The sequence below is a fragment of the Tsukamurella sputi genome (genome assembly GCF_007858445.1).
Lineage (GTDB): Bacteria > Actinomycetota > Actinomycetes > Mycobacteriales > Mycobacteriaceae > Tsukamurella > Tsukamurella sputi.
Map to the genome: position 1 here is coordinate 19445 of NZ_VIGV01000012.1, position 24734 is coordinate 44178.

Consider the following 24734-nt stretch of genomic DNA (forward strand, 5'->3'; position numbering starts at 1 on the left):
TCATGACACCGACGATGCGCGCGCAGCGATTCCACGCCGACACGAAGACCATCACCGTCGAGGACGTGCCGATCCCCGAGCCCGGCCCCGGCGAGGTGCTGGTGAAGGTCGCCTTCTGCGGCATCTGTCACTCGGACCTGAGCCTCATCAACGGGACGTTCCCGGCGATGCTTCCGGAGGTCACCCAGGGCCACGAGGCCTCGGGGACCATCGCGAAGCTGGGCCCCGGCGTGACGGGGTGGTCCGAGGGCGACCGGGTGATCGTCGCCGCGGGCCGGCCGTGCACCACGTGTCCGAACTGCCGGCGCGGCAACTTCGCCGACTGCACGCAGGTCAAGATCATGGCCTTCGCCTACGACGGCGCCTGGGCCGAGTACACCGTCGCCCAGGCGGCCGGGCTCACGCGCGTCCCGGACAACGTCCCGCTGGAGCAGGCCGCGATCCTCGCGGACGCGGTGTCCACGCCCTACGGCGCGGTGGTGCGGACCGGGAAGGTCGGCGTCGGCGAGTCCGTCGGGGTCTGGGGCCTCGGCGGCGTCGGCACCCACGTCGTGCAGCTGGCGCGCCTCGTCGGCGCGGCGCCGATCATCGCGATCGACATCAACCCCGAGGTGCTCGAGCGCGCCCTGGACCTCGGCGCGGACCACGCCTTCGACTCCCGCGACGAGGACCTCGGGGCGAAGATCGTGGAAGTGACCGGCGGCCGCGGACTCGACGTGGCCTTCGACGCCGTCGGCCTCAAGGCGACCTTCGAGCAGGCGCTGAGCCACCTCACCGTCGGCGGGCGCCTGGTCTCCGTCGGGATGAGCGATCAGGAACCGACCGTCGGGTCCACGACGATGCTCGGGCTCACCAAGAAGCAGGTACTCGGCCACCTCGGCTACAAGAACGTCGACATCGAAACCCTCGCGACACTGGTCTCGCTGGGACGCCTGGACCTGTCCCGCTCGATCAGCGGCATCGTGCCGCTGGAGGACATCGCCGCCGGTATCGAGCGGCTCGAACGCCACGAGGGCAACCCGATCCGCCTGCTCGTACAGCCCTAGAGCACCCCGGCGAGATCCGCGCGCAGCGAATCCAGCGCGGGCGTGGCGCGCGGCGTCATGGCGCGCCACGCGTCGAGGATGCGCAGGCTCTGCTCCGCGTGCCGGACGAAGTGGTTGCCCGCGAACTTGGGGAAGTCGAAGGGCGCCGTCCGGCAGAACCGCCGCAGCACCGCACGGACCACGACCGGGGGAGGCGCGAACGCCGGCAGCCCGACGTCGGCGCGCATCGCCTCCGCCATCGCCCTGCCCGGGCGGCGCAGCCGACGCAGGAACGTGGGCCAGTCACCGCCGACGATCGCCAGCTCCGCCGCGTAGGGCACCATGAGCACTCCCACGGCTGCGGCGGCCTTCGCGGGCGCCCGCCCGATCACCGTCGGGTACTCGGCGGCGAGGCGCTGGGGCAGGTCCCGCGGAGCCCCCTCCACCGCGACCGCCGACAGTGCGGGCATCAACGGCGGCACCCAGTACTCGGCGCGGGTCTCGATTCCCCGGGAGGTCGCGAAGGACAGCAGCCCCGGTGCGAGCGTGACGACATCGGCCTCGGGGAAGATCCGCTGGGCGATCGCCGCATCGCCGATGACGGGGCTCGTGACGCCGACGACCGTCGGCCGCGCCGAGGCCAGCGCAGTGACCGTGACATCGTCCAGCTCTCCCGGCGCGGAGGTCAGGATCAGTAGGTCGACGGTGCCCGGCTCGACGTCCGCGTACGGCACCACCGGCACGGTCCGCACAGCGCCCGAAGGGCTGACTGCGGTGAGGAGGGCACCGTCGCGGCGGGATGCGGCCCGCACGTCGGCCCCGGTGCCCGAGAGCAGGGCTCCCGCCCCCGCGGCCACCGCACCGGCACCCTGGATCAGGACCCGCCTGCTCGCGCTCATACCCCAGCGTCACCCCGGAGGCCGCTCGCTCGCAACACCTGGCGCTCGACTCCCGCGCGCAGCGCCTCCTCGCCGCCGACCAGCCGAACGCGCCGCCGGGCGCGGGTGATGGCGGTGTAGAGCAGCTCACGGGTGAGCAGCCTCGAATCGGCGGGCGGGATCACCACCGATACCGCCTCGTACTGGCTACCCTGGCTGCGGTGGATCGTCATGGCGTAGACGGTGCGCACCGCGACCAGTTGGTTCGGGTACAGCAGCGCGACGTCGCCACCGCGGGCGAACGCGGCCCGCAGATCCGCCGGATCGCCCTCGTGCGCGATGACAACGCCCACGTCGCCGTTGTAGACCTTCGTGTCGTAGTCGTTGGCCGTCACCAGCAGGGGCTGACCGGCGTACCAGCCGGCACCACCGCGGATCCCCGCCCATTCCTCGGCGAGCTGCGCCCACCGGGTCACACCCGACGGCCCCTCCGAGTGCGCGCACAGGACGCGGTGCAGCTGGACGCCGGCGGCGGCCTCCGCGGCGAGGCCGCGCTGCGCCGCAGCCACGGTCACGGCGCTCGTGCGCTCGACGTCGGCACGCAGGCCGTCGAGATCGTCGGCCTCGCACCACTCGATCGCGCCGTCGCCGCCCGCGCGCGCCAGTTCGACGACGCGGTCCGCGTCACCGCGGCGCACCGCGTCAGCCAGATCGCCGAGCGCGCCCGCGAACCGGCGCCCCCGCCGCAGCCGCACCACACCGCGCGCGGCGTCCGAGAGCTCGGCGCCGTCCAGCGGCGTCTCCTGTTCCCCCGTGCGTGCGGCCTCGTCCGCCAGCAGCGCCTGAAGCTCGGGCGACGGCGCGGTCGTCACGCCGCGGGCGACGAGATCGCCGAGCACCGCTCCCGCGTCGACCGAGGCCAGCTGGTCGGGGTCGCCGACCAGGATCAACCGCGCTTCGGGCCGCAGCGCCTCCAGCAACCGGCACATGATGGTCAGCGAGACCATGGAGGTCTCGTCGACCACCACCACGTCGTAGGGCAGGTGGTTGCTCGCGTCGTGCCGGAACCGGCTCGCGTTGCCCGGCTTGAAGCCGAGCATGCGGTGGATCGTCTGCGCCGGGATCTCCCGCGGCAGGCCGAGCGTCTCACCCTGCGCGCGGACCTCGCCCGCGAGCTGGGCCGCGGCGCGCCCGGTGGGCGCGGCCAGCCCCACCCGCAGGTCCGGGCCGTGCTGATCGAAGAGCAGCGCCAGGATCCGCGCGACCGTGTAGGTCTTGCCGGTGCCCGGGCCTCCGGCGAGCACCGTCGTCTGCCCGAGCACCGAGGCCGCGGCCGCGAGTCGCTGGCGGTCGGGCCCGGGTTCGGGAAAACGCGCCCGCAGACCCTCGCGCAGCCGCGCGGCGTCCACGCCGGGTGCAGCGCCCCCGCGGGCGTCGAGGATCGAGCGGACCGTCTCCTCCTGCCGGTGGTACCGATCGAGGTACAGCAGTTCGTCGCCGACGAGCCGCAGCGGCCGCAGCGGCCCGGACGCGGCGCCGACGACGAGCGGGCTGCGGCGCAGCCCGGCGCGGACGGCCTCGTCGTCGGGCCAGGGCAGCGCGGCGACATCGACCTCGCCGTCGCCGTCGACGGCGACGTCCCGCAGTCGGGTGAGTTCGAGGCACACGGACCCGAGCCGTACGGCGCGGGTGGCGAGCGCCGCCGCGAGTAGGACCGCCTCGTCGGACTCACCGCCGAGCCGCCCCAGCGTGGCCGCGACGTGCACGTCCGCCGGCCCGAGGACGCCGGCCTCGGCGAAGATCTCCAGCAGGGATGTCACGACGCTCCTCCCGCCAGCGCGTCCGACACCGCGACCACGAGGTCGGCGGGCGGATGCCACTCGAAGACGCCCGCGCCCGGCGGGCCGTCCGGCCCGATCATCGCGCGCACGAAGTGGTACTGGATCACGCCGAGGTGCGTCTGCGGCGCGTACCCCGGCACCCGCCAGGTCAGGAACCGGTGCAGGGCCACGGAGTACAGCAGGGCCTGCAGCACGTAGTGCGACGAGATCATCTCCCGCGCCATCGCCTCCGGTGTGTAGTCCGCGGTGGTGAGATCGCCCCGCGCGAGCCGGTTCGTCTTGTAGTCGACCACGGTGAACCGGGGCCCCTGCGCGGTCTCGACCCGGAGCACGGAGTCGATGCTGCCGGTGAGGTAGCCGCGCAGCGCGGCGCCGGGGACCTCCCGCAGCCGCTCCGCGTACGTGGCCAGCGGATCGTCCGCCGGCAGGTGCCGGTCGAGGAGATCCGCGATCGTCGCCAACGTGGCCGCGCCCCCGTCCGAGCCGAGCGGCAGTTCGAAATCGAGCTCCGCGAGGTGATCCCCGGGCGCGATCTCCGCGAGCGTGAGGTGGGCGAGATCGCCGGTGCCGAGCGGTGTTCGCAGCACGGCCAGCAGTGCCGCGGCCACCTCCGCCGGATCGTCCGGGGTGGCGCCGTACTCCGCGGCCTCCCGGCAGCGCGTGAGTACCTCCGCGGCGAGATCCGGCGCGCCGGTGTCGACGTGCTCGAGGATCTCGTGCACCAGGGTGCCGAAGACCGCGCCGCCCGACAGGCCGTTCATCAGCGACGACGGTGCGCCACCCGCCTCCGTCGGCGCGCTCATCGGCTCCTCGTCCGGTTCGTCGTCGGTGATCGGTTCCTCCGGCTCACTCCCGGTGTCGGGCGTGATCTCGGCCGGGCCGTGCGCCGCGTCGGCGACGAGCGCCGAGTAGCTGGTGCGCCGCCAGGTGGGGTCGATCCGGCGGCTCGCGCGCCCGAGCTCGAGCGCGGGATAAGTCCGGTCGGAGGGCCGCCAGTGCTCGGGCTCGAGGACGGGAAGGTCGACGGCCTCGATCGACACCGATGCCTCGATCGGCGCGGCCCATTCCCGCAGTCGCGGGGCCACATCGGCATCGCGCGGGATGGGCGCCCGGTCCGCGGGGATCCGCCCGCCGCCGACCTCCGAGAACACCAGCCGGTGCAGTGGAGAGCTGCGGGTGGTGGTTCCGGGGGCCCACCACAGGACGAGACGCGATTGCGCCCGGGTGGCGCCGACGTAGAACAGCCGCAGCTCCTCGCCCGCCGCCTCCCGTTGCGAGACGGCGTACCGCTCGGCGTAGCCCGGCGCGTACTCGCCGCCCACGTCGATGAGGCGATCGCCGTTGTCGTCGTGGAAGACGAAAGTCTTTTTACCGCCGAAGGATCCGTCGTCCCAGCCGAACGGGAGGTAGACGATCGGGAACTGGAGGCCCTTGCTGGCGTGGACGGTCATGAGCTGGACCGCGGCGGTGTCGGTGGCCAGCCTTCGCGCGGGATCGGCGGTGCCGCCGAGGCCCGGATCCGCGATCCGGTCGGCGAGCCAGCGCGTGGCGGCGCCCAGCCCGAGGCCGAGCGTCACCGTGGCGTGCTGGACGAGTTCGGCGACGTGCCGCAGGTCGGTGAGCACCCGCTCGCCGCCGACGTGACCGAGCAGGCGCTCGTCGAACCGCGAGCGGGTGGCGAGCGCGTCGAACATCGCGGCGAAGCCCGCCCGGGCGAAGATCCCCGCCAGGGTGCGCAGCCGTCCGCTGATCGCGGAGACCAGCTCGTCGCCGCGCTCGTCCAGGTCGCGGGCGGTGAACTCGAACAGCGGCGTGAGCGCCGCGAGCCGGGCGCGGTCGCTGCGGCCCGGGTTCTCCAGGGCCTGCAGCACCCGCAGCCAGTCGACGGCCGCAGCCGTGGTGAAGACGCTCGCGCCGCCCGCCGCGACGGCCGGGACCCCGTACTCCTGCAGCAGCGACTGCAGCTCCGCGACGTGGGCGTTCTTGCGGACCAGGACGGCGATGTCGCCCGGACGCAGCTCCCGTCGTTCACCGGACTCCGTCTCCAGTTCCTCCCCCGCGACCAGGGTGCGGGTGATGTCGGCGGCGGCGTCGCGGAGCACGGCGGGCCGCACGTTGCGCACATACGGAGTACCCGACTGCGTCTTCGGCCCCAGTCCGTTCGAGCCCAGGTGCCGCAACCGCAGCGGGGCTCCTCCCGGGAGCCGGGACGTCGCGCGGGAGGCCTCCACGGAGCCGGCCACGATCTGCGGATCGCCCAGCGCGACATCGCCGTAGAGGTGCTGCAGAGCCTTCACCAGGGGCGCGTCGGTCCGGCGGTTGACGTCCAGCTCCCGCTTGACCGTCTCCTCGAGACTGACCGCCCTGAGATAGCTGGTGACCTCCGCGCCGCGGAAGGCGTAGATCGCCTGCTTCGGGTCGCCGACGAGCACCAGCGTGCTCGCCCCGTGGAAGGCGTCGTGCAGGACGGCCCACTGCACCGGATCGGTGTCCTGGAACTCGTCGACCAGGACCACCGAGTACAGGGCCCGCAGGCGCGCGCGGGCGCGGTGGCCGTGGTCGCGATCGGTGAGCGCGTCGTGCAGCAGACCCTGTAGGTCGTCGAAGTCGCGCAGCCGTCCCATCCGCTTGCGGCGGAACACCTCCCCGCGGACGGCGCGCGCGTAGTCGACCCGGAGCGCCGTCTCCGAGCCGGGCTCGGCATCGTCGGGCGTGATGGCCGCGCGCGGGTTCGCGACCACGGTGCGGGCGTAGATCCGGGCGTCGGCGAGGGAGAAGGGCGCGCGCTCGCGGCCCGCGAACATTCCGAGGTAGACGTCCTCCGCGACCTCCTGGACGAGATCGTCGACGTCCTCGACGAAGACGGCGCCGGGCTCCAGATCCCCCGCGAGGCCCAGCGCGTCGAGCATCCGCTGGCAGAACCCGTGCGTCGTGGTGATGGTCGCGGCGTCGAAATCGGAGAGCGCGGTCACCAGTCGGCGGTGTCGTGCCGCGACCTCGCCGGCAGAGCCGGACGCGAGGTGCCGCACGAGCTCGTCCTCCGACGCGGCCGCCCCCGCGGGATCGCGCAGCGCACGCTCGGCCGAGAGCAAACGGGCCCGCGCGCGCTCGCGCAGTTCCTGGGTGGCGGCGCGGGAGAAGGTGATGAGCAGCATCTCCCCCAGCTCCGCGACGCCCTCGGCGACGTACCGCGTGAGCAGCCCGACGATGGCGTAGGTCTTGCCGGTGCCGGCGCTCGCCTCGAGCACCGTGGTGGTCGCCCCCGCGGGCAGCGGTCCGACCAGGTCGAAGGGCGCGGCGCCCAGGACGGGTTCACGGGCGCTCATCAGATCATCTCCTCGTGGGCGAGGATCGGGACCCACAGCCGCGCGGCCAGGGCGCCGAACCGGGTGCCGGCGCGGGAGAACTCCGCCTCGCCGCCCTGCGGCGGGCCGAGCGCGTCGTCGAAGGCGTTCTCCCCCAGCGCGTACCGGATGGACCGGTCCTTGCCGTCGCCGTAGTCACCCTCGAACTCCGATCGCGCCGCCTCGAGCGCCTGCTGGGCCGGAGCGCCCGCCGTGCCGCGCTCGACGTACACCGCCGACGCCGACGGGAACAGGGGCAGGGGTTCGCGCAGCCCGCGGTCCCGCAGGTCGACGAGGGTCCGCAGCACTCCGACGGGATCGGGCGGCACGCGCAGCCGCGAGGTGAGCACGCCGCGGAACCTCGCCCGCCCGACGGCGACGGCGGACACCCCGTCGTGCCCGGCGCCGGCGAGGGCGAGCAGCGCGACCCAGGCCGCCACCCGGTGTTTCGGGGCGAGCCGGGAGAAGGACGCGCGCACCACCTCGTCGGGCCGGACGGCCGGCACCGAACCGACGAGCCGGCGCCCGTCCCCGAGGTCGACGGTGACGTCGACGGTGGTCGCCGCGCCCGTCATCAGCGGACCGGCGACCCGGGAGAGCTCGGCCACGGTGGCGCCGATATCGCTCAGGACCGCGGATCCGAGCGCGAAGGGCGGCAGCGTGCCGCGACGGACCTCGGCGGCCGCGAACCTCTCCGGCGGCACACCCGCCAGCGCGGATGCCAGCATCCGCTCCCCGATGTCCCACTTCTGCAGGCCGTCCGGGGCGATCGTCAGGGCCTCGGCGAGTTCGTCGTCGGCGTCCGGGACGGTGAACCCGAGGCGTTGCCGCAGGAAGGCCTTGACGGGGTGCTCGCAGAACCGGACGAGGGCGTCGAGGTCGACGTCCTCGACGGCGGAGGCGGCGAGCGGCGCCGTGAGGAACGGCGTCACCGGGGCGGGTTCGCGCAGCGCGGCCTCGGCCCCGGCGTACGCCGCGGGGTCGAAGGAGAACGGAATGCCGGTGCCGAACGCGGCGGGGTCGAAGTTGACGGGGTCGAAGGGCTGCAACGGATGCCGGAACTCCAGCCCCGGGGCCGCGGGGTCCAGGAGCAGGGCCTGCGCCGCGTCCCGCAACTCGGACGCCGGAACGGCGGGCGGCCGACGCGTGCCCTTCACCGGATCGGCGCCGGTGTAGAAGACCAGCAGCCGGTCCGTCGCGCTGGTCACGGCGTCGAGGAAGAGCTGCCGGTCCTCGGCGCGGGGGTCCCGCTCCCCGACGCACGGGGTGCGGCCGAGCACGTCGTCGCCGGAATAGCGGGTCGAGCGCGGGAAGACCTCGTCGTCGAGCCCCAGCAGCACCACGACGCGGTGCGGGACCGACCGCATCGGTACCAGGGTGCACACGGTGAGCTCGCCGGTGCGGAAGTTCGCACGGGTGGGCTTCGCCGCCAGGCGGGTGCCCAGCATCGCCCGCACCTCGGTGAGCGTGAGGTCCCGGTCGGCGCCGTCGCGCAGCGCCGCAGTGATCTCCCGGCCCGCCTGCGTGACCTGCCAGGAATCCGCCGCGGGTACCGCTCCCACCTCGCCGAGCAGGCGCTGCAGCGATTCGGCCCAGTCCCGGGCCGAGCGCCGGCCACGACTGTCGGCGCTCGCGCGGGTGAGCACGCCGAGGAACTCGGCGAACCGGCCCACGAGGTCGATGTCGGTGGAATCGACGTCGTCGAGCGGCAGGCCGAGGCCGAGCCACTCCCCTTCGGACTCGTCGGCCACCACCCCGAGCACGATGCGGTCGAGCGCGGTGGCAAGGGTGTTCTGCGGGAATCCCCCGAGCTTGTAGCGTTCGCGGCCCGCGGCGTCGAGACCCCAGCGGGCGCCCGACGGACCGGCCCAGGCGCGCAGTCGCTCGATCTCCGCGTCGCCGAACCGGTACCGGCGCCGCACCGGCTCACTCGCCGCGAGATCGAGGACCTGTGCCACGGTGGCGCGTCCGTCGGCAATCTCCAGCGCGGTGACCAGGACGTCGAGCAACGGATTGGTGAACCGCAGCGCGCGGTCCGCGAGCCGCACGCGCAGCCGCTGCGCCGGGTGGACCTGATCCGATGCGGACTCCTCGGGTCCACCCTCCGGTCCCGCGGCGGCCTGCCCGAAGGCGGACCGGATCAGCGGGGCGTAGGTGTCGATGTCCGGGCAGGAGACGATGACGTCCCGCGGCTGCAGGGTCGGGTCGTCCTCGAAGAGCCGCACGAGGCGCTCCCGCAGCACCTCGATCATGCGGGCCGGGCCGTGGCAGGCGTGGAACTCGATCGAACCGTCGGCGGTGTGCTGCGGCGCCGGCGGCGCGTCGGCTGCGACCGACGCCTGCAGGGCGCCGAGCAGCGTCTTCGGGCGCGGGGGCGCGGCGTGGTGCTCGTCCGCGTCCGCGAGCGGCGCGATCCGCTGCTGCAGTTCCCGGGCCTCCCGGCCCAGTGAGGCGAGCAGTGGGTTGGGCCCCGGGACCTCCGCGGTCCGCGGCACCGGCCCGCCGGTCGCGACCGCACCGACCGCGCGGGCGGTCCACAGGGCAGGGCTCGGATGCGGGAGCCACAGGTGCACCTCCCGCCCCGCGGCGAGGGCGTCGAGAACCGCGATCTGATCGGTCGGCAGGCGCGTGGGACCGTACACCGACAGCCGGCCGGGCACCCCGACGATGCCCGGCTCCTCCCGCAGGCGCGCGCACGCCTCGTCGAGGCGCTCCGCGGGGCTCGGCACGCCCGCCAGGTCTCGGACGCGCCGGAACAGCTCCGCCTGCCAGCGGAGGTCCTCGGGCAGCTCGCCGCCCAGGCCGTCGGTGTCCCTTCCCGCGGCCCAGTCGGCCAGCATGCCGGGGCGATTCGCGCCGTAGGAGCGCAGCAGGCCCGCGAGCAGCTCGGCCGTCGGGTACCGCCGGCGCGGGCGATGGCCGGGCTGCTCGGCCCAGCCTCCCGGCCGGGTGACGCCCAGGTGCCGGGCCAGTACCGCGCCGCCCGGCTCGAAGGCCATCGCGTCCACGGCGGTGAGCACCAGCCAGACGAGTCGTTCACCGCGCCAGGGATCCGCGTCCGGCGCGATTCCCGACGCGGCGCCGACCGCCTCGGCTGCGAGCGACGCCGGCGTGGGGAAGTCGATGTTCGCGGCGATCCCCAGCCGGGAGGCGAGGCCCTGGATGATCCAGCGCTCCACCCCGCGCGCGGGGACGGCGATCGACTCCGGGACGAAGGGATCGGCGCCGGGCACCGCGAGGACCTCGGCGAGGGCGTCCAGGAGGACGTCGCCGCGTTCGGAGCGGTGCACGGTCAGCATGGCCGCAGTTCTAACACGGGCCGCTGACGAGTCACACCGCCCGGGTCAGCGCCGCCGGCAGTTCGGCGAGTGAGCGGATCGCCGGTGGCTCCCCCGCCGTGCCCCGGCCGGACCGGTCGAGCCACAGTCCGCGCAGTCCCGCCGCGCGGGCGGCGGCCACGTCGTTGGCGTAGTTGTCGCCCACCGCGACGGCCGCCTCCGGAGCGGCACCGCCGAGCTCGCAGGCGTGCAGGAAGACGCTCGGATCGGGCTTGCCGATACCGAGGGTGTCGGTGGTCACGACGTGCTCGAACCGGTCCGCGACGCCGAGCACCTGCAGCTTCATCCGGGTCGCGGGTGAGGACGAGTTCGTCAGGAGCACCACCGTGATCCCCCAGCGCTCCGCCGCCACGACGGCGGGCATCGCATCGGGGAAGAGCTGTTGCGCCGCGGCGAAAGCCGGGTCGAAGCCGCTGCAGAAGCGGCGGTACCGTCGCGCCTCCCACAGCAGCCCGGAGCGCTCGGCGGCAACGGCGATGCGGGCCTTGCGCATCTCGTGGAACCGCAGCTCTCCCGCCGTGTACCGGCCGAAGACCCCGTCGGGATCGGTGAGGAAGAGCTCCGCGAAGCCCTCGCGGACCGCGGCGCTCGTCGTCGGCCACACCTCCAGAGCCGCGGCCCGGGCGGCGGTGCGCAGCGCGGAATCGGTGTCGACCAGGGTGTCGTCGACGTCGAGGATCAGCGCATCGCACGGCCGGGGACCGTCGATGCCGGACCGTTGCCGCAACCGGGCGAGCGCGTCGGAGCCCCAGCTCAGGCCACCGCGGACCGCCGCACCGACCAGATCCGTCAGCTCCACGCCGCTCTCCCTCCGCCTCCCGCTGTTACCGCACTGCGCCCGCTACTGCTCGAACATCCGCTTGAAGGTCGCCAGTGACTCGGCGATGTCGCCCTTGAGCGCCCGGGCCACCGTCGCGCCGATGGGACCGAACAGGGGTGCACCGCCCAGGTCGGCCCGCAGCGAGATCGTCGAGCCGTCGCCCGCAGGCGCGATCGTGACGGTGAGCTTGTACTTGGTGCCCGCGACACCCTTGCCGTCGAGCACCAGGGCGCGCGGCGGGTCGTACTCGGTGATGGTCCAGTCCACCCGATTGCGGAAGTTCTTGACCTTGACGACGCAGGCGATCTTCGCGCCCTTCGCGAGTTCGGGTAACGGCCCGCGCCAGCCGTCGTGCAGGGTCACCCACTGCGGAAGGGTCTCCAGGTCGGCCGCCTCGGCCCACGCCTCGTCCGGCGGCAGCGCCACCTCGACCCTGCTCTCGACCTTCGCCACGTCGTCCTCCTTCACGGGGGTTGCTGCTGTCGAACCTAGCCTGTGCCGCCGCGGCCCTCGCGCGCGAGCGTAGATTTCACCCGTGTCCGCCACCTCGGCCTCGGTCGCCCTCGCCCTCATCGCCGCCTTCCTCTTCGCGTGCGGTTCCGCCGCGCAACAGGCCGAGGCGGCGAGCGTCGCCGACGGCGCACCGCTCATCGCGCAGTTGATCCGCAGACCCCGCTGGTGGCTCGGCCTCGTGGGCGACCTCGGCGGTTACGCCTTCCAGGCTTGGGCGCTCGCGCTGGGCCCGGTACTCGTGGTGCAGCCGCTGATCGTCGCCGCCCTGCTGTTCGCGCTGCCGGTCTCGGCACTCCTCAATCACACGCGCGTCACCGCGCGCGAGTGGACCTACGCGGTGGTCCTCGCGGTCGCGCTGGCGGTCTTCCTCATCGCGGGCCGGCCGACGGACGGGGTCGCCGACGCTCCCGGCGCCGACTGGTTGCCGGCGCTCCTCGTCGTGGGTGCGGTCGCGGCGGTCACGACCGGCATCGGGCTCGTGCGGTCGCTGCCCGGCCCGGCGCGGGCCCTGTCCTTCGGCGTCGCCTCGGGCGTGCTCTTCGGCGTGGCGACGGTGCTGACCAAGCCGGTGCTCACGTCGTACGAGCACGCGGACGTGGTCGCGAACTCCGTGCGGCTGCTCACCGACTGGCGGCTGTACGTCCTGGTGCTCGCCGGACTCGGCGCGATGTACCTGCAGCAGCGAGCCTTCCAGCCCGCGCCGATCTCGGCGTCCTTGCCCGCGATCACGCTCGCCGAGCCGCTGTGCGCGGCCGCGCTCGGCGCCGTCGTGCTGCACGAGTCCGTCACGCTGACCGGTGGTCACGGGGTCGCGGTGGTCGCGGCGGGCGTGATCGGCGCGGTCGCGGCGGCGCGGCTCGCCGCCCGGGAGGGCGTACCGTCGGGCACATGACGGACCTCGCGGCGCTCGCGGACGCGCCCTTCACCTACGCGGAGGTCGGGGCGACACGCGGAAGGCCGCCCGCCGATGCGCACGGCATCCGCGCGGAGCGGGTCGTCGGCCACGGCGCGGACGACTTCGCCGCCGTACGCGAGGCGATCCTGACGTACGGCATGCAGCGCGGTGCGGGACTGCGCGTGCGGTCGAGCACGCCTCGGGCGGAGGCCGGCACCGTCCTGGTGATGTCCACGCCGCTGTTCGGCCCGATCCGGATCCCGTGCCGCGTGGTCTACGTCGTCGACGAGCCCACCCGCGCCGGGTTCGCCTACGGCACGCTGCCGGGGCACCCCGAGAGCGGCGAGGAGTTGTTCTCCGTCGAGTTGCGACCCGACGACGCAGTGGTCGCGGTGATCGGCGCGTTCTCCCGGCCGGGCCGGTGGTTCACGCGGCTCGGCGCGCCGGTCGCCCGGCTCCTGCAGGCGACGATGACGCGGCGCTACCTCGCGGCGATGGTCCGTTAGGCGTTCGTACGCCGGCGGCGGAACGGGATCGGCTCGCCGACCAGCTCGACCAGCTGAGTACGCAGCTCGGCGGGGATCGACGCGGGGCGACCCGACTCGTCGACGACCACCATCGACGTCTCGGCGATCGCGGCGGCGGCACCGTCGGCCCCGAACACCTCGTAGCCGAGGTCGAAACCCGACCGGCCGATCCGCGTGACGCTCAGCACGATCCGCACGGGCTCCGGCGAGTACAGCAGCGGCGCGAGGTAATCGATCTCGTGATGCGCGACGAACATCGTCACCCGGGTGTCCCCCGGCCGTGTCACCTGCTCGGTGAGGAATCGGATGCGGGCCTCCTCGAGGAGGCGCATCATCGCGACGTTGTTGATGTGCTGCAGTGCGTCCATGTCGGACCACCGCAGCGGGACCGACACCTCATGACTCGCCATGCGGATATTGTCGACCACGACCCTCGACCGTTCCGGCACCGGGAGATGCGATGCGCGCCACACGAGCACTGATTGCGATGGCACTGGCTGCGGGCATGGCCGCCTGCTCCACCTCGAATTCGCCCGACGGCGGATCCCCGTCGTCGTCGCCATCGGCCGCGTCCGGCACCGTCGTCGTCTACGCCGCGGCAAGCCTGCAGGCGACCTTCGAGAAGCTCGGCGCGCAGTTCGGGGCCCGGAACCCGGGCACCGTCGTGAAATTCTCCTTCGGCGGCTCCTCCGGCCTGCTCACCCAGCTCACCCAGGGCGCGCCCGCCGACGTCCTCGCCACCGCCGACACCCCGACGATGGATCGCGCCCGCGCCGCCGGCCTCGTCGCGAAGGCCGAGCCCTTCGCGACGAACGTGCTCACCATCGCGACCGCGCCCGGCAATCCCAAGGGCATCGCCTCGCTCGCGGACCTGACCAGGCCCGGCGTCTCGGTCGTGGTGTGCGCGAAGCCCGTCCCGTGCGGCGCGGCGACCGCGAAGGTCACCGCGGCGGCGGGCGTGGCGCTCGCACCCGTGAGCGAGGAGGACGCCGTCTCCAGCGTTCTCGCCAAGGTCCGGCACGGGCAGGCGGACGCGGGCCTCGTCTACCGGACCGACGTCAAGGGCACGGGCGGCGCCGTGGCCTCCGTCGACTTCCCGCAGGCCGACGGTGCCGTCAACGTCTATCCGATCGCACCGCTGACCGGCGCGAAGAACGCGTCCGGCGCGCAGCGGTTCGTGGACTTCGTGCGCGGCCCCGAAGGCCGGGCGGCCCTCGCCGACGCCGGATTCGGGGCACCGAGCTGACCCCGCGCGCACGTTCCGCCCCCGACGCCATCCGCACCTTCCCCCGCTGGATCGTGGTTCCCGCCGGCCTGGGAGCCCTGTTCGTGGTGGTCCCGCTCGTCGCGATCGTCGCGAAGGTGGACTGGCCGCGGTTCGGCGAGCTGGTCACCTCGGAGGATTCGCGCACCGCGCTCGTCCTGTCGTTGCAGACCTCCTTCGCGGCGACGCTGGTCTGCATCGTGCTCGGCGTCCCGCTCGGGGTGATCCTCGCGCGCAGCCGATCCCGGTTCGTCGGCGTCCTCCGGCCGCTGGTGCTGCTCCCGCTGGTCCTACCGCCCGTGGTCGGCGGCATCGCACTGCTCTACGCCTTCGGCCGCCGCGGCCTCATCGGGCAGTACGGCGGGCTCGGCGGGCACATCGCCTTCACGACGGTGGCCGTGGTGCTGGCGCAGGCCTTCGTGGCGCTCCCGTTCCTGGTGCTGGCCGTCGAGGGCGCGCTGCGCACGCTCGGTACCGATTTCGAGCACACGGCCGCGACGCTCGGCGCCCCGCCGTCGGTGGTGCTGCGCCGCATCACGCTGCCGCTGGTACTGCCCTCGATCGCGTCTGGCGTGGTGCTGACCTTCGCGCGGGCGCTGGGCGAGTTCGGGGCGACCCTCACCTTCGCGGGCTCGCTGGCCGGGACCACGCGCACCCTGCCGCTCGAGATCTACCTGCGTAACGAAACGGATCCGCAGGCCGCGGTGGCGCTCTCGCTGGTGCTGCTCGCCGCTGCGGCGGTCATCGTCTCGTGCGTCTACGGCGTCCGGGCATGGCGGAGATGATCGGGGTGGCGGCCCCCGGCCTCGAGGTCGACGTCACCGTCGGCGCGCGCGGCGTGGACGCGACCTTCGCCGTACCCGCGGGGGCCACGCTCGCGCTGCTCGGCCCCAACGGCACGGGGAAGTCGACGGTGGCGGCCGCCGTCGCGGGCCTCGTCCGCCCGGATACCGGGCGCATCGCCGTCGCGGGCCGGGCGGTCTTCGACGGCGCGACCTGGGTACCGGCGCACCGCCGCCGGGTGGCGCTCCTGGGCCAGACGGCGCGACTGTTCCCGCACCTGCGCGTGCGCGCCAACGTCGCCTTCGCCTCCCGCAGCGCGGGCGCGAACCGTCGGGCTGCGGGCGCCGCGGCCGACCACTGGCTCGCCGCCGTGGGCGCCGATCACCTGGCGGACCGCCGCCCGGACGAGTTGAGCGGCGGGCAGGCACAGCGCGTGGCCCTCGCGCGGGCGCTGGCCGCCGAGCCCGAGGTGCTCCTCCTCGACGAGCCGCTGTCCGCGCTCGACGTCGCGGCGCGGGCGGAGGTCCGCACCCTGCTGCGCGCGCTGCTCCAGGACCGGACCTGCGTCCTCGTCACCCACGACGCCGCCGACGTGGTGGCCCTCGCCGACGAGGCCGCCGTCCTCGAGGACGGGCGGATCAGCGACCACCGCGGAGCCGCCGACCTGCTGCTCTCCCCCGCAACGGCCTTCGCCGCCCGGCTGGCAGGCATGAACCTGCTGCCGGACGGCGAAGGTGTGCGGGTCTTCCCGCCGGACGCGGTGGACGTCGCGGTGGACGACGGCGGAACCGTGGACGGGATCGCGGGCCGGGTCGTCGAGGTGACGGTGGCCGGCGGGCACTGCCGCGTCACGGCCCTCGTCGACGACGGCGCGACGGTCGTCGCGGAACTACCCGCGGAGCGCTACCGGGATCTGCGCCCCGGGGACGCGGTCCGCCTGCGGCCCGATCCGGCGCGCTCGCGGCGAGCGGCTACTGCTCGTCCGGGTCCGCCGCGTCGGTGACGGTCGACGGCGGCGTGCGATCGACCCCGGCGAGCAGCAGGTAGACCTGCTTGATCGCGTCGCCGAGGATCGTGTCCACCGCGGCCGTCTGAACGGGGTCCCCGGTCCGCGCGACGCGGCGGGTGACCTCGTGCAGCTCGCGCAACGTCTCGCGAAGGTGGCCGCGTTCGGCCGAGCCACCGTCGAAGCCGGCGAACGGGTCGGGCGCATCTGCCAGGGCGGTCTCGATGTATTCGCGGCCCGCGTCGGTGAGCGTCGCGACCTTGCGGCCGTTCTCGCGCTCGATGGTGATCAGCCCCTCGTCCTCGAGCTGGCTGAGCGTGGGGTAGATGGCGCCCGGGCTGGGCTTCCACGCCCCGGCCGTGCGCTCCTCGATCGAGGAGACGATCTGGTAGCCGTGCATCGGCTCGGTCTCGAGCAGACGCAGGACCGCGATCCGGACGTCGCCGCGCTGGACGCCGCGGCGTCCGCGACCACGTCCGCGGCCACCGTGACCGCCACGGCCACCGGGCCCACCGGGACCGAAGCCGCCCGGGCCGAAACCGGGGCCGCCGGGACCGAAGCCCTCGGCGCCGAAGCCGCCGGGACCGAATCCGGGACCGGGGCCGAAACCGCGGCCCCGCCCGCGTCCACGGGGCTCGCCGCGGCCCTCGCCGGGCTCGCAGTCGGACGGGAAGCCGCTGTTGCGGAACCGCGCGTCGAAGCGCTCATCGTGTGTGTGCCTACGCATGGTGGCACTCCTTTCGGTAGGGGGTCGCATGTTTCGCAACCCGATGCGTTCACGATATATCGCGATAGTTCCTATGGCAACCCCTGACGACGAGAAAGCCCCCACCCGACATTCGGGTGAGGGCTTCAGCGGGAGAGAAAGGGCGGGTCAGGCCTTCTCGGCAGCGACACGCGCGATCACTGCCTGAGCGAACTTCTCCGCGCCGCCGTCGAGGCGCTCGAGATGAAGATCGGGCTGGACGACCTGGACCTCGAGGAGGACGGGATCGCCGCCCGGGGTGCGGACGAGGTCGACGCGCACGTAGAGCGGCGGGTTCGCGGGGTCGATCGGCTTGAGCGCCGCCTCGGCGACCGCGCGCTCGGCGTCGGTGGGCTCCGCGTCCAGCACGACCTCGGCGGGGCGGCCGTCGGTGGACTCGGCGGTCAGCTCGGCAGCGAGATCGCGCCCGAAGGCGTGGCTGAACTCGCCCCCGATGTAGACCAGCGATACGCCACCGGCCTCGACCGAGTACGGGAAGACCATGACGCTGCTGCCGCTGGCCTTGATCTCGTCGAGCTTGGCGCGGCTCGCGTCGTCGTCACCGGGGCCGAAGCGGAAGGACTCCGCCAGGCCGCCGCTGATCGACGGGCGCACGACGTGCTCGGTGCCGAGGTAGTCGTGGTCCAGCGTCGCGTCGTGCACGGTGATGAACTGGGTGGGAACGATCGGGATGCCCTCGGACTCGTAGTCGCGCAGGTAGCGCTTGTCGGCGTACCAGCGGACCAGCGGCTCGGGGTTGAGCACGAGGGTCTGCGCGGCCGCGCGCCAGGCCCAGGCGAGGAAGTCGTCGTAGCGCTGCGCGTAGTCCCAGGCGCCGGCGATCACGACCGCGTCGAACTGCTCCCAGTCGACGGCGGAATCGGTCCACACGGCCGCCTCGGCCTCGTGACCGGCAGCACGCAGGGCGGAGAGGATCTCCTGGCCGCGGTCGTCGGTGTCCGGCTGCGCCGCGGAGGTGGCAAGAGCGATTCGGTACGTCACGCCCGACAGTATGGCAGCCGGAACGGCTCGACCGTCGCGACACCCGCGCGAAGTGCGCCACGCGCCCCGGCGCAGCGGTTACGCTGGGCGCTGTGAGGGGTGATTTGCACATGCACATAGAGACGGCACGCCTGCACCTCTCGCCGGCCACCGGCGCCACGGGCGATTCCGACGGCCGTTTCCACATCGTCGACCGGCACAGCCGTCGCACCCTGGGCCGGATCGCGCTGCGCTCCTCGCGGCACAGCCGCGCCCGCGGACTGGAGTTGAGCTACGCGGTCGCGGACGCCCATCGTCGGCGCGGATTCTGCGCGGAGGCGGCACACGCGCTCGTGGGCCACGCCTTCGAGCACGGGCTGACGGGACGCGTCTACGCCTCCACCGCGTGGTCGAACCTCGCCTCGCGCCGCGTGCTCGCGGGACTCGGCATGCGCCAGCTGGACGTCGCCATGCTGGACTGGGAATCGCTCCAGGGCGAGGTGGACCTCGGCGACGAGGCCGAGGCCGATCTCACGCCGTACGCGCGGGTGGAGTACGAGCTCCATCGTGCGGACTGGCTGGCACGTCTCGCGGCGCGACCTCACGCGCTCCGCGCTGCTCGCCCCGCTTGACGGCGATCACGCCCGCGACGATCGCGACCGCACCGCCGATCTGCACCGGCGTGAGAGCCTCCCCCAGCATCAGCCAGGCCACGACGCCCGACGCGATCACCTCGGAGAAGCCGAGGAAGGAGGCCAGCGTCGGACCCACCATGTTGATGGCGAGGATGCCCGCGACGTACGCCAGGCCGGTGGCGATCGCGCCGATCACCACGGCGGGGACCCACCACGGCACCGTCCCGAGACCGCCGAGCACCACGGACTGCGTCGAAACCCGGACCGGGGTGATCCCGGCCAGCGACGTCGCGGACAGTACGAGCGCTCCGACGAACAGGCCGCCCACGGCCAGCGCGAGCTGGTCGACGCCGGGCTTCTGCGCGCTCGCCACGTCGATCGCATCGGCCTTGGTCCCGTCCTCCGCGAGCAGGAAGTACGCCGCAAGGCCGACCAGCGAGAGGAACGCCCACGCCAGCCCGACGGGCGTGACGACCGCGCCGCCCGACGCGGCGCCCACGACGGCCACGAGCCCCGCCACGGCGAGCGCCGCACCGAGCACCGTCCGCACCGTCGGGCGCTGCCCGAACCGCGCCCACAGGTACACCAGCACCAGCAGCGGCGCCGAGAACTCGATGAGCAGCGCGACGGTGACCGACATGTGGGCGATGGCGTTGAAGTACGCCAGCTGCACACCGACCACGGCCAGCAGGCCGTACGCCAGCACGGTGAAGGGCGCGCGGCGCAGCGTGGCCAGCCGCTCCCGCGCGAAGAGCAACATCGGGACGCCGGTCACCAGCGCGGCGATCCAGATCCGGACCAACACGACACCCGCGGGGCTCCAGCCCGCTTCGAGCAGCGGCTTGCCGAACGGGCCCGACATCGCGAAGGCGAACCCCGACAACAGTGCGATTGCGATACCCCGACCCATGCGTCACCTCCGACTATGCGCGATCCGTAAGGAGTGAATTGATTTACACTGGTGACAGTAGCGGCGCGCCACGTAAGGAGTCAAATGAAATTCGCACATGACACCGAGCCCTCGCTGGTCATGGCGGCCGACCTGGTCAACTCCGACTACGGACAGACCGAGACCCTCGACACCGTCGGCGCGCTCAAGGACTACCTGCGCCGGCACGAGTTCACCGGGTGGAGCAGCGCCTCGACCGAGGACCTCGACCCGGTGCACACCCTCCGCACGGAACTCGCGCTCGCCTGGTCGGCCGGTCATCCCGATCGCGTCGCGGCGATCGTCAACGACATGCTCGCCGCCACACCGCAGCAACCGCGGCTCACCCGCCACGGCAGCTGGGACTGGCATCTGCACTTCACGCCGGACGACGCGCCGATCCCCGTGCGGATGCGCGCCGAGTTCGCAATGGCCCTGGTCGACCTTGTCCGCAGCGGCAACGTCGACCGGCTCAAGACCTGCGCGGCCGACGACTGTGACCGAGTTCTCGTGGACCTGTCCAAGAACCGGTCCCGGCGGTTCTGCACCGAGGGGAACTGCGGCAATCGCACCCACGTGGCCGCGTACCGGGAGCGCAGGGCCACCAGTTCGGGCGGGCGGCGCGACGAGAGTTGAGCAGGCGACTACGGTAGGACTGCACACGCCGGGGATCCCGGCTTCGACGCACAACCAGGAGCGACGAGAGTAATGAGCGACGGATCGCACCGCCACAAGGTGGTCGTCATCGGATCGGGGTTCGGCGGCCTGTTCGGCACCCGCGCCCTCAAGCGCACGGACGTCGACGTGACGATGATCGCGAAGACGACCCACCACCTGTTCCAGCCGCTGCTGTACCAGGTCGCGACGGGCATCCTGTCCGAGGGCGAGATCGCCCCCGCCACCCGCATGATCCTGCGCAAGCAGCGCAACGCGGAGGTGCTGCTGGGCGAGGTCTCCCACATCGACCTCGAGAACCGGACGGTCACGAGCCACCTGCTCGAGCGCGAGACGGTCACCCCGTTCGACAGCCTCATCGTGGCCGCCGGGGCCGATCAGTCGTACTTCGGCAACGACCAGTTCGCCGAGTTCGCGCCGGGCATGAAGACCATCGACGACGCGCTCGAGCTGCGTGGCCGCATCCTGGGCGCCTTCGAGCAGGCCGAGCTCTCGCACGATCACGAGGAGCGCATGCGCCTGCTCACCTTCGTGGTGATCGGCGCCGGCCCGACGGGCGTCGAGCTGGCCGGGCAGATCGCGGAGATGTCGGACAACACCCTCAAGGGCGCCTTCCGCAACATCGATCCCACTGAGGCGCGCGTCATCCTCCTCGACGCCGCGCCCGCCGTGCTCCCGCCCATGGGCGAGAAGCTGGGCACGATGGCGGCCAAGCGGCTGGAGAAGATGGGCGTCGAGATCCAGCTCAACGCCATGGTGGTCGACGTGGACGCCGACGGCCTGGTCGTCAAGGAGAAGGACGGCACCGAGCGCCGCATCGAGGCGCAGTGCAAGGTGTGGTCCGCGGGCGTCGCCGCCAGCAAGCTCGGCGCGATCCTCGCCGAGCAGTCCGGTGCGGAGACCGACCGCGCCGGTCGCGTGAAGGTGCTCCCCGACCTCACCATCCCGGGCAACCCGAACGTCTTCGTCGTCGGCGACATGATGCTGGTCGACGGCGTGCCGGGCATGGCGCAGGGCGCCATCCAGGGCGCGACCTACGCCGCCAAGGCGATCAAGGCCGGCCTCGAGGGCCAGTCCCCCGCCGAGCGCAAGCCCTTCAAGTACTTCGACAAGGGCTCGATGGCCACCGTCTCGCGCGCCAGCGCGGTGGCGAAGGTCGGAAAGCTCGAGTTCGGCGGCTTCCTCGCCTGGCTCGGCTGGCTCGCCCTGCACCTGTGGTACATCGTGGGCTACCAGAACCGCGTCATCACGCTGACCTCCTGGGCGATCACCTTCCTCACCAACAAGCGCGGCCAGATGACGATCACCGAGCAGCAGGTCTACGCGCGCACCGCGCTCGACGCGCTGCAGACCGGGGACAAGAAGGCCATCCCGCCGGTCCACACCAGCTCCCCGCGGGCGCTGCCCAAGTCGGAGCCGAAGGCGGGGCCGGCGGTGCAGGCCCCGGGTGCGGCACCGTCGAAGGACGCCGAGAAGGCGGGCTGACGGCCTCCCACCCCGCACGCAGAACGAGCGCGCCACCCTGTCCGGGTGGCGCGCTCGGCGCGTATCAGGGGACGGCTAGGACTCGATGTTCTGCAGCCGCACCTGGCCGCGGGCGACGGCCTTGCCGTCCTCGGAGTCGATCTCGACGAGCCACAGCTGCTGCCGGCGGCCGCGGTGGATCGGGGTGGAGCGGATGGACAGGACGCCACTGGAGAGGGCCCGCAGGAAGTCGGTGTTGTTGTTGACGCCGACGACGTGCCCGGCGCCGCCGAGCCAGACCACGCCGGAGACGCTGGCGACGGACTCCACGATCGCGCAGTAGACGCCGCCGTGGGTGATGCCGAAGGGCTGGTGCAGCTCGGGACGCAACGTGAGCGTCGCCTCCACACCGTCGGGCGAGATCGCGGTGTACTGCAGGCCGAGGATCGAGTCGAATCCGGCGGTGCCGCCGGCGAGGATCCCGTCGATGACCTGCTGCTGTCCGGGTGTCGGTTGCGTCATGGCCCCACAGTAGGACGGCGCCCCGTCCGGCCGTTCCCCGGGCCGGAAGATCCGGGCCGGGTGGGGGTAGACCCCGATGCGCGGGACCGCCCTTCGCGGGCACTGTGGAGACATGACCGAGAACTCGCCCTTCACCCAGACCCCGTACACCCCCGCCCCGCAGAAGCGCTTCGCCCGCGACCTCCAGAACAACTGGATGGGCGGCGTGTGCGCGGGCATCGCCCGCTACTTCGGCATCGACGTCACGCTCGTGCGCGTGCTCTTCGTGCTCTCGTGCCTTCTGCCGGGCCCGCAGTTCCTGCTGTACCTGCTGCTCTGGATCGTGATGCCGAAGGACTGATCACCCACGCCCGACAGGGAGCGGAGAAAGAAGTCGGCGGGTGCGGGGGCTCAGCCATCCCCCGCACCCGCCGTGGCACAGACCGGCGGATTACTGCAGCCCTCAGTTCGCGTCACGGTCCGATGTGGTTCCTGTGTCGCTCTCGGCGACGAGACTCACTCTAGGACAGGCTCCCCTAACTTAGCAAGCCCTCATTGATGTGGCATGGATTACGACAGGCCGTCGTAGCGATGCGGACCATGCCGAGTAGAATCGGAGCAATGGCGGCATTGGGAGATCTCGAACGCGCGGTCATGGACCATCTCTGGGCGTCCACGGAACCGCAGACCGTGCGACAGGTGCACGAGTCGCTGGCCGCCGACCGCGAACTCGCCTACACCACGGTGATGACCGTCCTGCAGCGGCTCGCGAAGAAGAAGCTGGTCAGCCAGATCCGTACCGATCGCGCCCACCGTTATGCCGCGAGCTTCGGCCGCGAGGAACTCGTCGCCGACCTGATGTTCGACGCGCTCGCCCAGGCCGAGAGTTCGCGCGAGGCGGCGCTCGTCCACTTCGTCGAGCGCGTCGGGGCCGACGAGGCCGATGCCCTGCGTCGCGCGCTGGCCAAGCTCGAGGGCGGCGAGGCCGCGCGTCGCGCCGAGTCCTGATCGGCAAGTAGGCTCGTCACCATGGCGGCCTTCATCTTCGGAGCGCTGGCCCTGCTGCTGGCGGGGCCGGTGCCCACCGGGCTCTCCCGCGCCTCCTGGCCGCTGCGCGCCCCGCGCGCCGCGCTCGTGCTGTGGCAGGCGATCGCCCTCGCCGCCGTGCTCTCCGCCTTCAGCGCCGGACTGGTGATCGCGAGTTGGCTGCTCGTCCCCGGCGCCGACGGGCGGCCCACCACCAACCCGATCGACGAGATCCGCCAGCTCGGCGTGGTCCCGTGGGCCGTCGCCGTCGTCGCCTTCGCGCTCACCCTGCTGGTCGGCGCCCGGCTCATCACCTCCACCGTCCGCCTCGCGATCCGCACCCGGCGCCGGCGGGCGCGGCACCGCACCGTCGTCGACATCCTGTCCCAGGCGGTCGACGAGAACCATCCCGTCTCCGCCGCCGACCTGCGAGTCCTCGGCGTCGACCAACCGCTCGCCTACTGCCTCCCCGGCCTGCGGCAGCGTGTGGTGCTCAGCGTCGGCACCCTCAACCAACTCAGCCACGAGGAGCTCACCGCCGTGCTCGCGCACGAGCGGGCGCATCTGCGCTCACGGCACGATCTGGTGTTGGAGGCGTTCACAGCCGTCCATCACGCCTTCCCCAAGTTCGTGCGCTCGTCGGCCGCGCTCGATTCGGTCAAGCTGCTGGTCGAGCTACTCGCCGACGACGAGGCGGTGGCCGCCGCCGGCCCGGTCCCCCTCGCCAACGCCCTGGTCACGTGCGCGCAGAGCCCGGCTCCGCGCGGCGCGCTCGCCGTGGGTGCGACCGGCACCGTCGTTCGCGTCGAGCGGCTCTCGATGCCGCCCGCCAGCACACTCTTCAGCGCCGCTGTCTACCTGCTGGCGGGCCTGATCCTCGTGGTCCCGACGGTCGCGGTGGCGGTCCCCTGGCTCACCGAGATCTACCGCCTCTTCACCCACTGACGACACCCCGGCTAGTCTGGGCGCGCCAGGGGGGACACCGAGGAGGACCATTATGACCGATCCGCAGCAGCCGTACGGCCAGTCGAACGATCCGTACGCCCAGCAGGGTTACCCGGGCCAGTACGGCCAGCAGGCCTATCCCGGCCAGCAGCCGTACGGCCAGCAGTACCCGCAGCAGCCGTACGGCCAGCAGCCCTATCCCGGCCAGCCGCAGCCGGCGTACCAGTTCCAGTACGGACAGGTGGTCGGCGCCGATCCCAGCGCCCCCTACGGCCGCGACCCCAAGACCGGTGAGCCGCTCTCGGACAAGTCGAAGCTGGCCGCGGGTCTCCTGCAGATCTTCCTCGGTCAGTTCGGCGTGGGCAGGTTCTACCTGGGCGACAACAAGACCGCCGCGATCCAGCTGAGCCTGACCATCATCGGTTACATCCTCGCCATCGTGATCGTCGGCATCTTCGTCATCCTGGGCGTCGCGATCTGGGCGTTGATCGACGGCATCATGATCCTCACCGGCAGCGTGCGCGACCAGTACGGGCGGCCGCTGCGCCCGTGATCCTGCGGGCAGGATGCTCGATTTCGGCCGCACGTGGGCTAGCATGA

General features: G+C 72.8%; 24 protein-coding genes. 13 read left to right on the forward strand and 11 right to left on the reverse strand.

Features of this window, described 5'->3' with window-relative positions; genetic code table 11:
• Positions 1-2 precede the first annotated feature (2 nt).
• The gene (locus FK268_RS21180; RefSeq protein ID WP_146437442.1) at positions 3-1046 is read left to right on the forward strand and encodes a zinc-binding dehydrogenase; all 1044 of its coding nucleotides are present in this window, start codon (positions 3-5) and stop codon (positions 1044-1046) included.
• Here FK268_RS21180 and FK268_RS21185 read toward each other — a convergent pair.
• From FK268_RS21185 to FK268_RS21210, 6 genes are read right to left on the reverse strand one after another with little or no spacing between them, the layout of a single operon-like run.
• Positions 1043-1924: a hypothetical protein gene (locus FK268_RS21185; RefSeq protein ID WP_146437443.1), complete on the reverse strand. Its 882-nt coding sequence runs from the start codon at positions 1922-1924 to the stop codon at positions 1043-1045. The genes FK268_RS21180 and FK268_RS21185 overlap by 4 nt on opposite strands.
• A complete protein-coding gene (gene recD / locus FK268_RS21190) occupies positions 1921-3723 on the reverse strand; it encodes an exodeoxyribonuclease V subunit alpha (RefSeq protein WP_146437444.1) in 1803 nt (600 codons plus the stop codon). The genes FK268_RS21185 and recD overlap by 4 nt, the downstream gene beginning before the upstream one ends.
• Positions 3720-7070, reverse strand: a complete 3351-nt coding sequence (locus tag FK268_RS21195; protein WP_146437445.1) for a UvrD-helicase domain-containing protein — start codon at positions 7068-7070, stop codon at positions 3720-3722. Before FK268_RS21195 ends, recD begins: the two co-directional genes overlap by 4 nt.
• A complete protein-coding gene (recC, locus tag FK268_RS21200; RefSeq protein ID WP_146437446.1) occupies positions 7070-10387 on the reverse strand; it encodes an exodeoxyribonuclease V subunit gamma in 3318 nt (1105 codons plus the stop codon). Before recC ends, FK268_RS21195 begins: the two co-directional genes overlap by 1 nt.
• Positions 10388-10418: 31 nt before the next feature.
• Positions 10419-11225 (reverse strand): HAD family hydrolase, encoded by an 807-nt coding sequence (locus FK268_RS21205; protein ID WP_146437447.1) that lies wholly within the window; start codon positions 11223-11225, stop codon positions 10419-10421.
• Positions 11226-11267: 42 nt separating this feature from the next.
• Positions 11268-11699 carry a type II toxin-antitoxin system Rv0910 family toxin gene (locus tag FK268_RS21210; protein ID WP_146437448.1) on the reverse strand — a complete coding sequence of 144 codons (432 nt, stop codon included), beginning with the start codon at positions 11697-11699 and terminating at the stop codon, positions 11268-11270.
• 82 nt (positions 11700-11781) lie between these two features.
• On the opposite strand from FK268_RS21210, the gene FK268_RS21215 reads away from it, so the two are divergent.
• Positions 11782-12651, forward strand: coding sequence for a DMT family transporter (locus FK268_RS21215; RefSeq protein WP_146437449.1), 870 nt, complete (start codon positions 11782-11784; stop codon positions 12649-12651).
• Positions 12648-13160, forward strand: coding sequence for a DUF1990 domain-containing protein (locus FK268_RS21220; RefSeq protein WP_146437450.1), 513 nt, complete (start codon positions 12648-12650; stop codon positions 13158-13160). The genes FK268_RS21215 and FK268_RS21220 overlap by 4 nt, the downstream gene beginning before the upstream one ends.
• Here FK268_RS21220 and FK268_RS21225 read toward each other — a convergent pair.
• On the reverse strand, positions 13157-13591 hold the full coding sequence (locus tag FK268_RS21225) for an acyl-CoA thioesterase (protein ID WP_146437451.1): 435 nt from the start codon (positions 13589-13591) through the stop codon (positions 13157-13159). The genes FK268_RS21220 and FK268_RS21225 overlap by 4 nt on opposite strands.
• Positions 13592-13668: 77 nt before the next feature.
• Between FK268_RS21225 and modA the strand changes: the two genes are divergently transcribed.
• From modA to FK268_RS21240, 3 genes are read left to right on the forward strand one after another with little or no spacing between them, the layout of a single operon-like run.
• A complete protein-coding gene (gene modA / locus FK268_RS21230) occupies positions 13669-14427 on the forward strand; it encodes a molybdate ABC transporter substrate-binding protein (protein WP_231707203.1) in 759 nt (252 codons plus the stop codon).
• A gap of 29 nt (positions 14428-14456) precedes the next feature.
• Positions 14457-15230: an ABC transporter permease gene (locus FK268_RS21235; RefSeq protein WP_146437518.1), complete on the forward strand. Its 774-nt coding sequence runs from the start codon at positions 14457-14459 to the stop codon at positions 15228-15230.
• A complete protein-coding gene (locus tag FK268_RS21240; protein ID WP_146437453.1) occupies positions 15218-16231 on the forward strand; it encodes a sulfate/molybdate ABC transporter ATP-binding protein in 1014 nt (337 codons plus the stop codon). Before FK268_RS21235 ends, FK268_RS21240 begins: the two co-directional genes overlap by 13 nt.
• Here the strand turns inward: FK268_RS21240 and FK268_RS21245 are convergent.
• Complete coding sequence (locus tag FK268_RS21245; RefSeq protein WP_146437454.1) at positions 16200-16961, reverse strand: PadR family transcriptional regulator; 762 nt, start codon at positions 16959-16961, stop codon at positions 16200-16202. The genes FK268_RS21240 and FK268_RS21245 overlap by 32 nt on opposite strands.
• A gap of 147 nt (positions 16962-17108) precedes the next feature.
• On the reverse strand, positions 17109-17981 hold the full coding sequence (locus FK268_RS21250) for an ATP-grasp domain-containing protein (RefSeq protein ID WP_146437455.1): 873 nt from the start codon (positions 17979-17981) through the stop codon (positions 17109-17111).
• A gap of 110 nt (positions 17982-18091) precedes the next feature.
• On the opposite strand from FK268_RS21250, the gene FK268_RS21255 reads away from it, so the two are divergent.
• Positions 18092-18592 (forward strand): GNAT family N-acetyltransferase, encoded by a 501-nt coding sequence (locus FK268_RS21255; RefSeq protein ID WP_146437456.1) that lies wholly within the window; start codon positions 18092-18094, stop codon positions 18590-18592.
• Here the strand turns inward: FK268_RS21255 and FK268_RS21260 are convergent.
• Complete coding sequence (locus tag FK268_RS21260) at positions 18492-19505, reverse strand: EamA family transporter (RefSeq protein WP_146437457.1); 1014 nt, start codon at positions 19503-19505, stop codon at positions 18492-18494. The genes FK268_RS21255 and FK268_RS21260 overlap by 101 nt on opposite strands.
• A gap of 84 nt (positions 19506-19589) precedes the next feature.
• Here FK268_RS21260 and FK268_RS21265 point away from each other — a divergent pair, with 84 nt between their 5' ends.
• Together FK268_RS21265 and FK268_RS21270 are read left to right on the forward strand one after the other, a co-directional pair.
• Positions 19590-20159 carry a CGNR zinc finger domain-containing protein gene (locus FK268_RS21265; protein ID WP_146437458.1) on the forward strand — a complete coding sequence of 190 codons (570 nt, stop codon included), beginning with the start codon at positions 19590-19592 and terminating at the stop codon, positions 20157-20159.
• A 72-nt stretch (positions 20160-20231) separates the two neighbouring features.
• The gene (locus FK268_RS21270) at positions 20232-21683 is read left to right on the forward strand and encodes an NAD(P)/FAD-dependent oxidoreductase (protein WP_146437459.1); all 1452 of its coding nucleotides are present in this window, start codon (positions 20232-20234) and stop codon (positions 21681-21683) included.
• A gap of 75 nt (positions 21684-21758) precedes the next feature.
• Here FK268_RS21270 and FK268_RS21275 read toward each other — a convergent pair whose 3' ends face one another.
• The gene (locus FK268_RS21275; RefSeq protein ID WP_146437460.1) at positions 21759-22184 is read right to left on the reverse strand and encodes a PaaI family thioesterase; all 426 of its coding nucleotides are present in this window, start codon (positions 22182-22184) and stop codon (positions 21759-21761) included.
• A 112-nt stretch (positions 22185-22296) separates the two neighbouring features.
• On the opposite strand from FK268_RS21275, the gene FK268_RS21280 reads away from it, so the two are divergent.
• The 4 genes from FK268_RS21280 (at position 22297) to FK268_RS21295 (ending at position 24687) form a co-directional block, all read left to right on the forward strand.
• On the forward strand, positions 22297-22524 hold the full coding sequence (locus FK268_RS21280; protein WP_146437461.1) for a PspC domain-containing protein: 228 nt from the start codon (positions 22297-22299) through the stop codon (positions 22522-22524).
• A 260-nt stretch (positions 22525-22784) separates the two neighbouring features.
• Positions 22785-23171, forward strand: a complete 387-nt coding sequence (locus FK268_RS21285) for a BlaI/MecI/CopY family transcriptional regulator (RefSeq protein WP_146437462.1) — start codon at positions 22785-22787, stop codon at positions 23169-23171.
• A gap of 21 nt (positions 23172-23192) precedes the next feature.
• The gene (locus FK268_RS21290) at positions 23193-24134 is read left to right on the forward strand and encodes a M56 family metallopeptidase (RefSeq protein ID WP_146437463.1); all 942 of its coding nucleotides are present in this window, start codon (positions 23193-23195) and stop codon (positions 24132-24134) included.
• Positions 24135-24186: 52 nt separating this feature from the next.
• A complete protein-coding gene (locus FK268_RS21295) occupies positions 24187-24687 on the forward strand; it encodes a TM2 domain-containing protein (protein WP_146437464.1) in 501 nt (166 codons plus the stop codon).
• Positions 24688-24734 lie beyond the last annotated feature (47 nt).

What these genes read in the sequence shown, in the direction of transcription:
- FK268_RS21180 (WP_146437442.1), top strand. Translation starts at nt 3, where the DNA reads ATGACACCGACGATGCGCGCGCAGCGATTCCACGCCGACACGAAGACC.
- FK268_RS21185 (WP_146437443.1), bottom strand. Translation starts at nt 1,924, where the DNA reads ATGAGCGCGAGCAGGCGGGTCCTGATCCAGGGTGCCGGTGCGGTGGCC.
- FK268_RS21195 (WP_146437445.1), bottom strand. Translation starts at nt 7,070, where the DNA reads ATGAGCGCCCGTGAACCCGTCCTGGGCGCCGCGCCCTTCGACCTGGTC.
- recC (WP_146437446.1), bottom strand. Translation starts at nt 10,387, where the DNA reads ATGCTGACCGTGCACCGCTCCGAACGCGGCGACGTCCTCCTGGACGCC.
- FK268_RS21220 (WP_146437450.1), top strand. Translation starts at nt 12,648, where the DNA reads ATGACGGACCTCGCGGCGCTCGCGGACGCGCCCTTCACCTACGCGGAG.
- FK268_RS21225 (WP_146437451.1), bottom strand. Translation starts at nt 13,591, where the DNA reads ATGGCGAGTCATGAGGTGTCGGTCCCGCTGCGGTGGTCCGACATGGAC.
- modA (WP_231707203.1), top strand. Translation starts at nt 13,669, where the DNA reads ATGGCACTGGCTGCGGGCATGGCCGCCTGCTCCACCTCGAATTCGCCC.
- FK268_RS21240 (WP_146437453.1), top strand. Translation starts at nt 15,218, where the DNA reads ATGGCGGAGATGATCGGGGTGGCGGCCCCCGGCCTCGAGGTCGACGTC.
- FK268_RS21245 (WP_146437454.1), bottom strand. Translation starts at nt 16,961, where the DNA reads ATGCGTAGGCACACACACGATGAGCGCTTCGACGCGCGGTTCCGCAAC.
- FK268_RS21255 (WP_146437456.1), top strand. Translation starts at nt 18,092, where the DNA reads ATGCACATAGAGACGGCACGCCTGCACCTCTCGCCGGCCACCGGCGCC.
- FK268_RS21260 (WP_146437457.1), bottom strand. Translation starts at nt 19,505, where the DNA reads ATGGGTCGGGGTATCGCAATCGCACTGTTGTCGGGGTTCGCCTTCGCG.
- FK268_RS21265 (WP_146437458.1), top strand. Translation starts at nt 19,590, where the DNA reads ATGAAATTCGCACATGACACCGAGCCCTCGCTGGTCATGGCGGCCGAC.
- FK268_RS21270 (WP_146437459.1), top strand. Translation starts at nt 20,232, where the DNA reads ATGAGCGACGGATCGCACCGCCACAAGGTGGTCGTCATCGGATCGGGG.
- FK268_RS21275 (WP_146437460.1), bottom strand. Translation starts at nt 22,184, where the DNA reads ATGACGCAACCGACACCCGGACAGCAGCAGGTCATCGACGGGATCCTC.
- FK268_RS21280 (WP_146437461.1), top strand. Translation starts at nt 22,297, where the DNA reads ATGACCGAGAACTCGCCCTTCACCCAGACCCCGTACACCCCCGCCCCG.
- FK268_RS21285 (WP_146437462.1), top strand. Translation starts at nt 22,785, where the DNA reads ATGGCGGCATTGGGAGATCTCGAACGCGCGGTCATGGACCATCTCTGG.
- FK268_RS21290 (WP_146437463.1), top strand. Translation starts at nt 23,193, where the DNA reads ATGGCGGCCTTCATCTTCGGAGCGCTGGCCCTGCTGCTGGCGGGGCCG.
- FK268_RS21295 (WP_146437464.1), top strand. Translation starts at nt 24,187, where the DNA reads ATGACCGATCCGCAGCAGCCGTACGGCCAGTCGAACGATCCGTACGCC.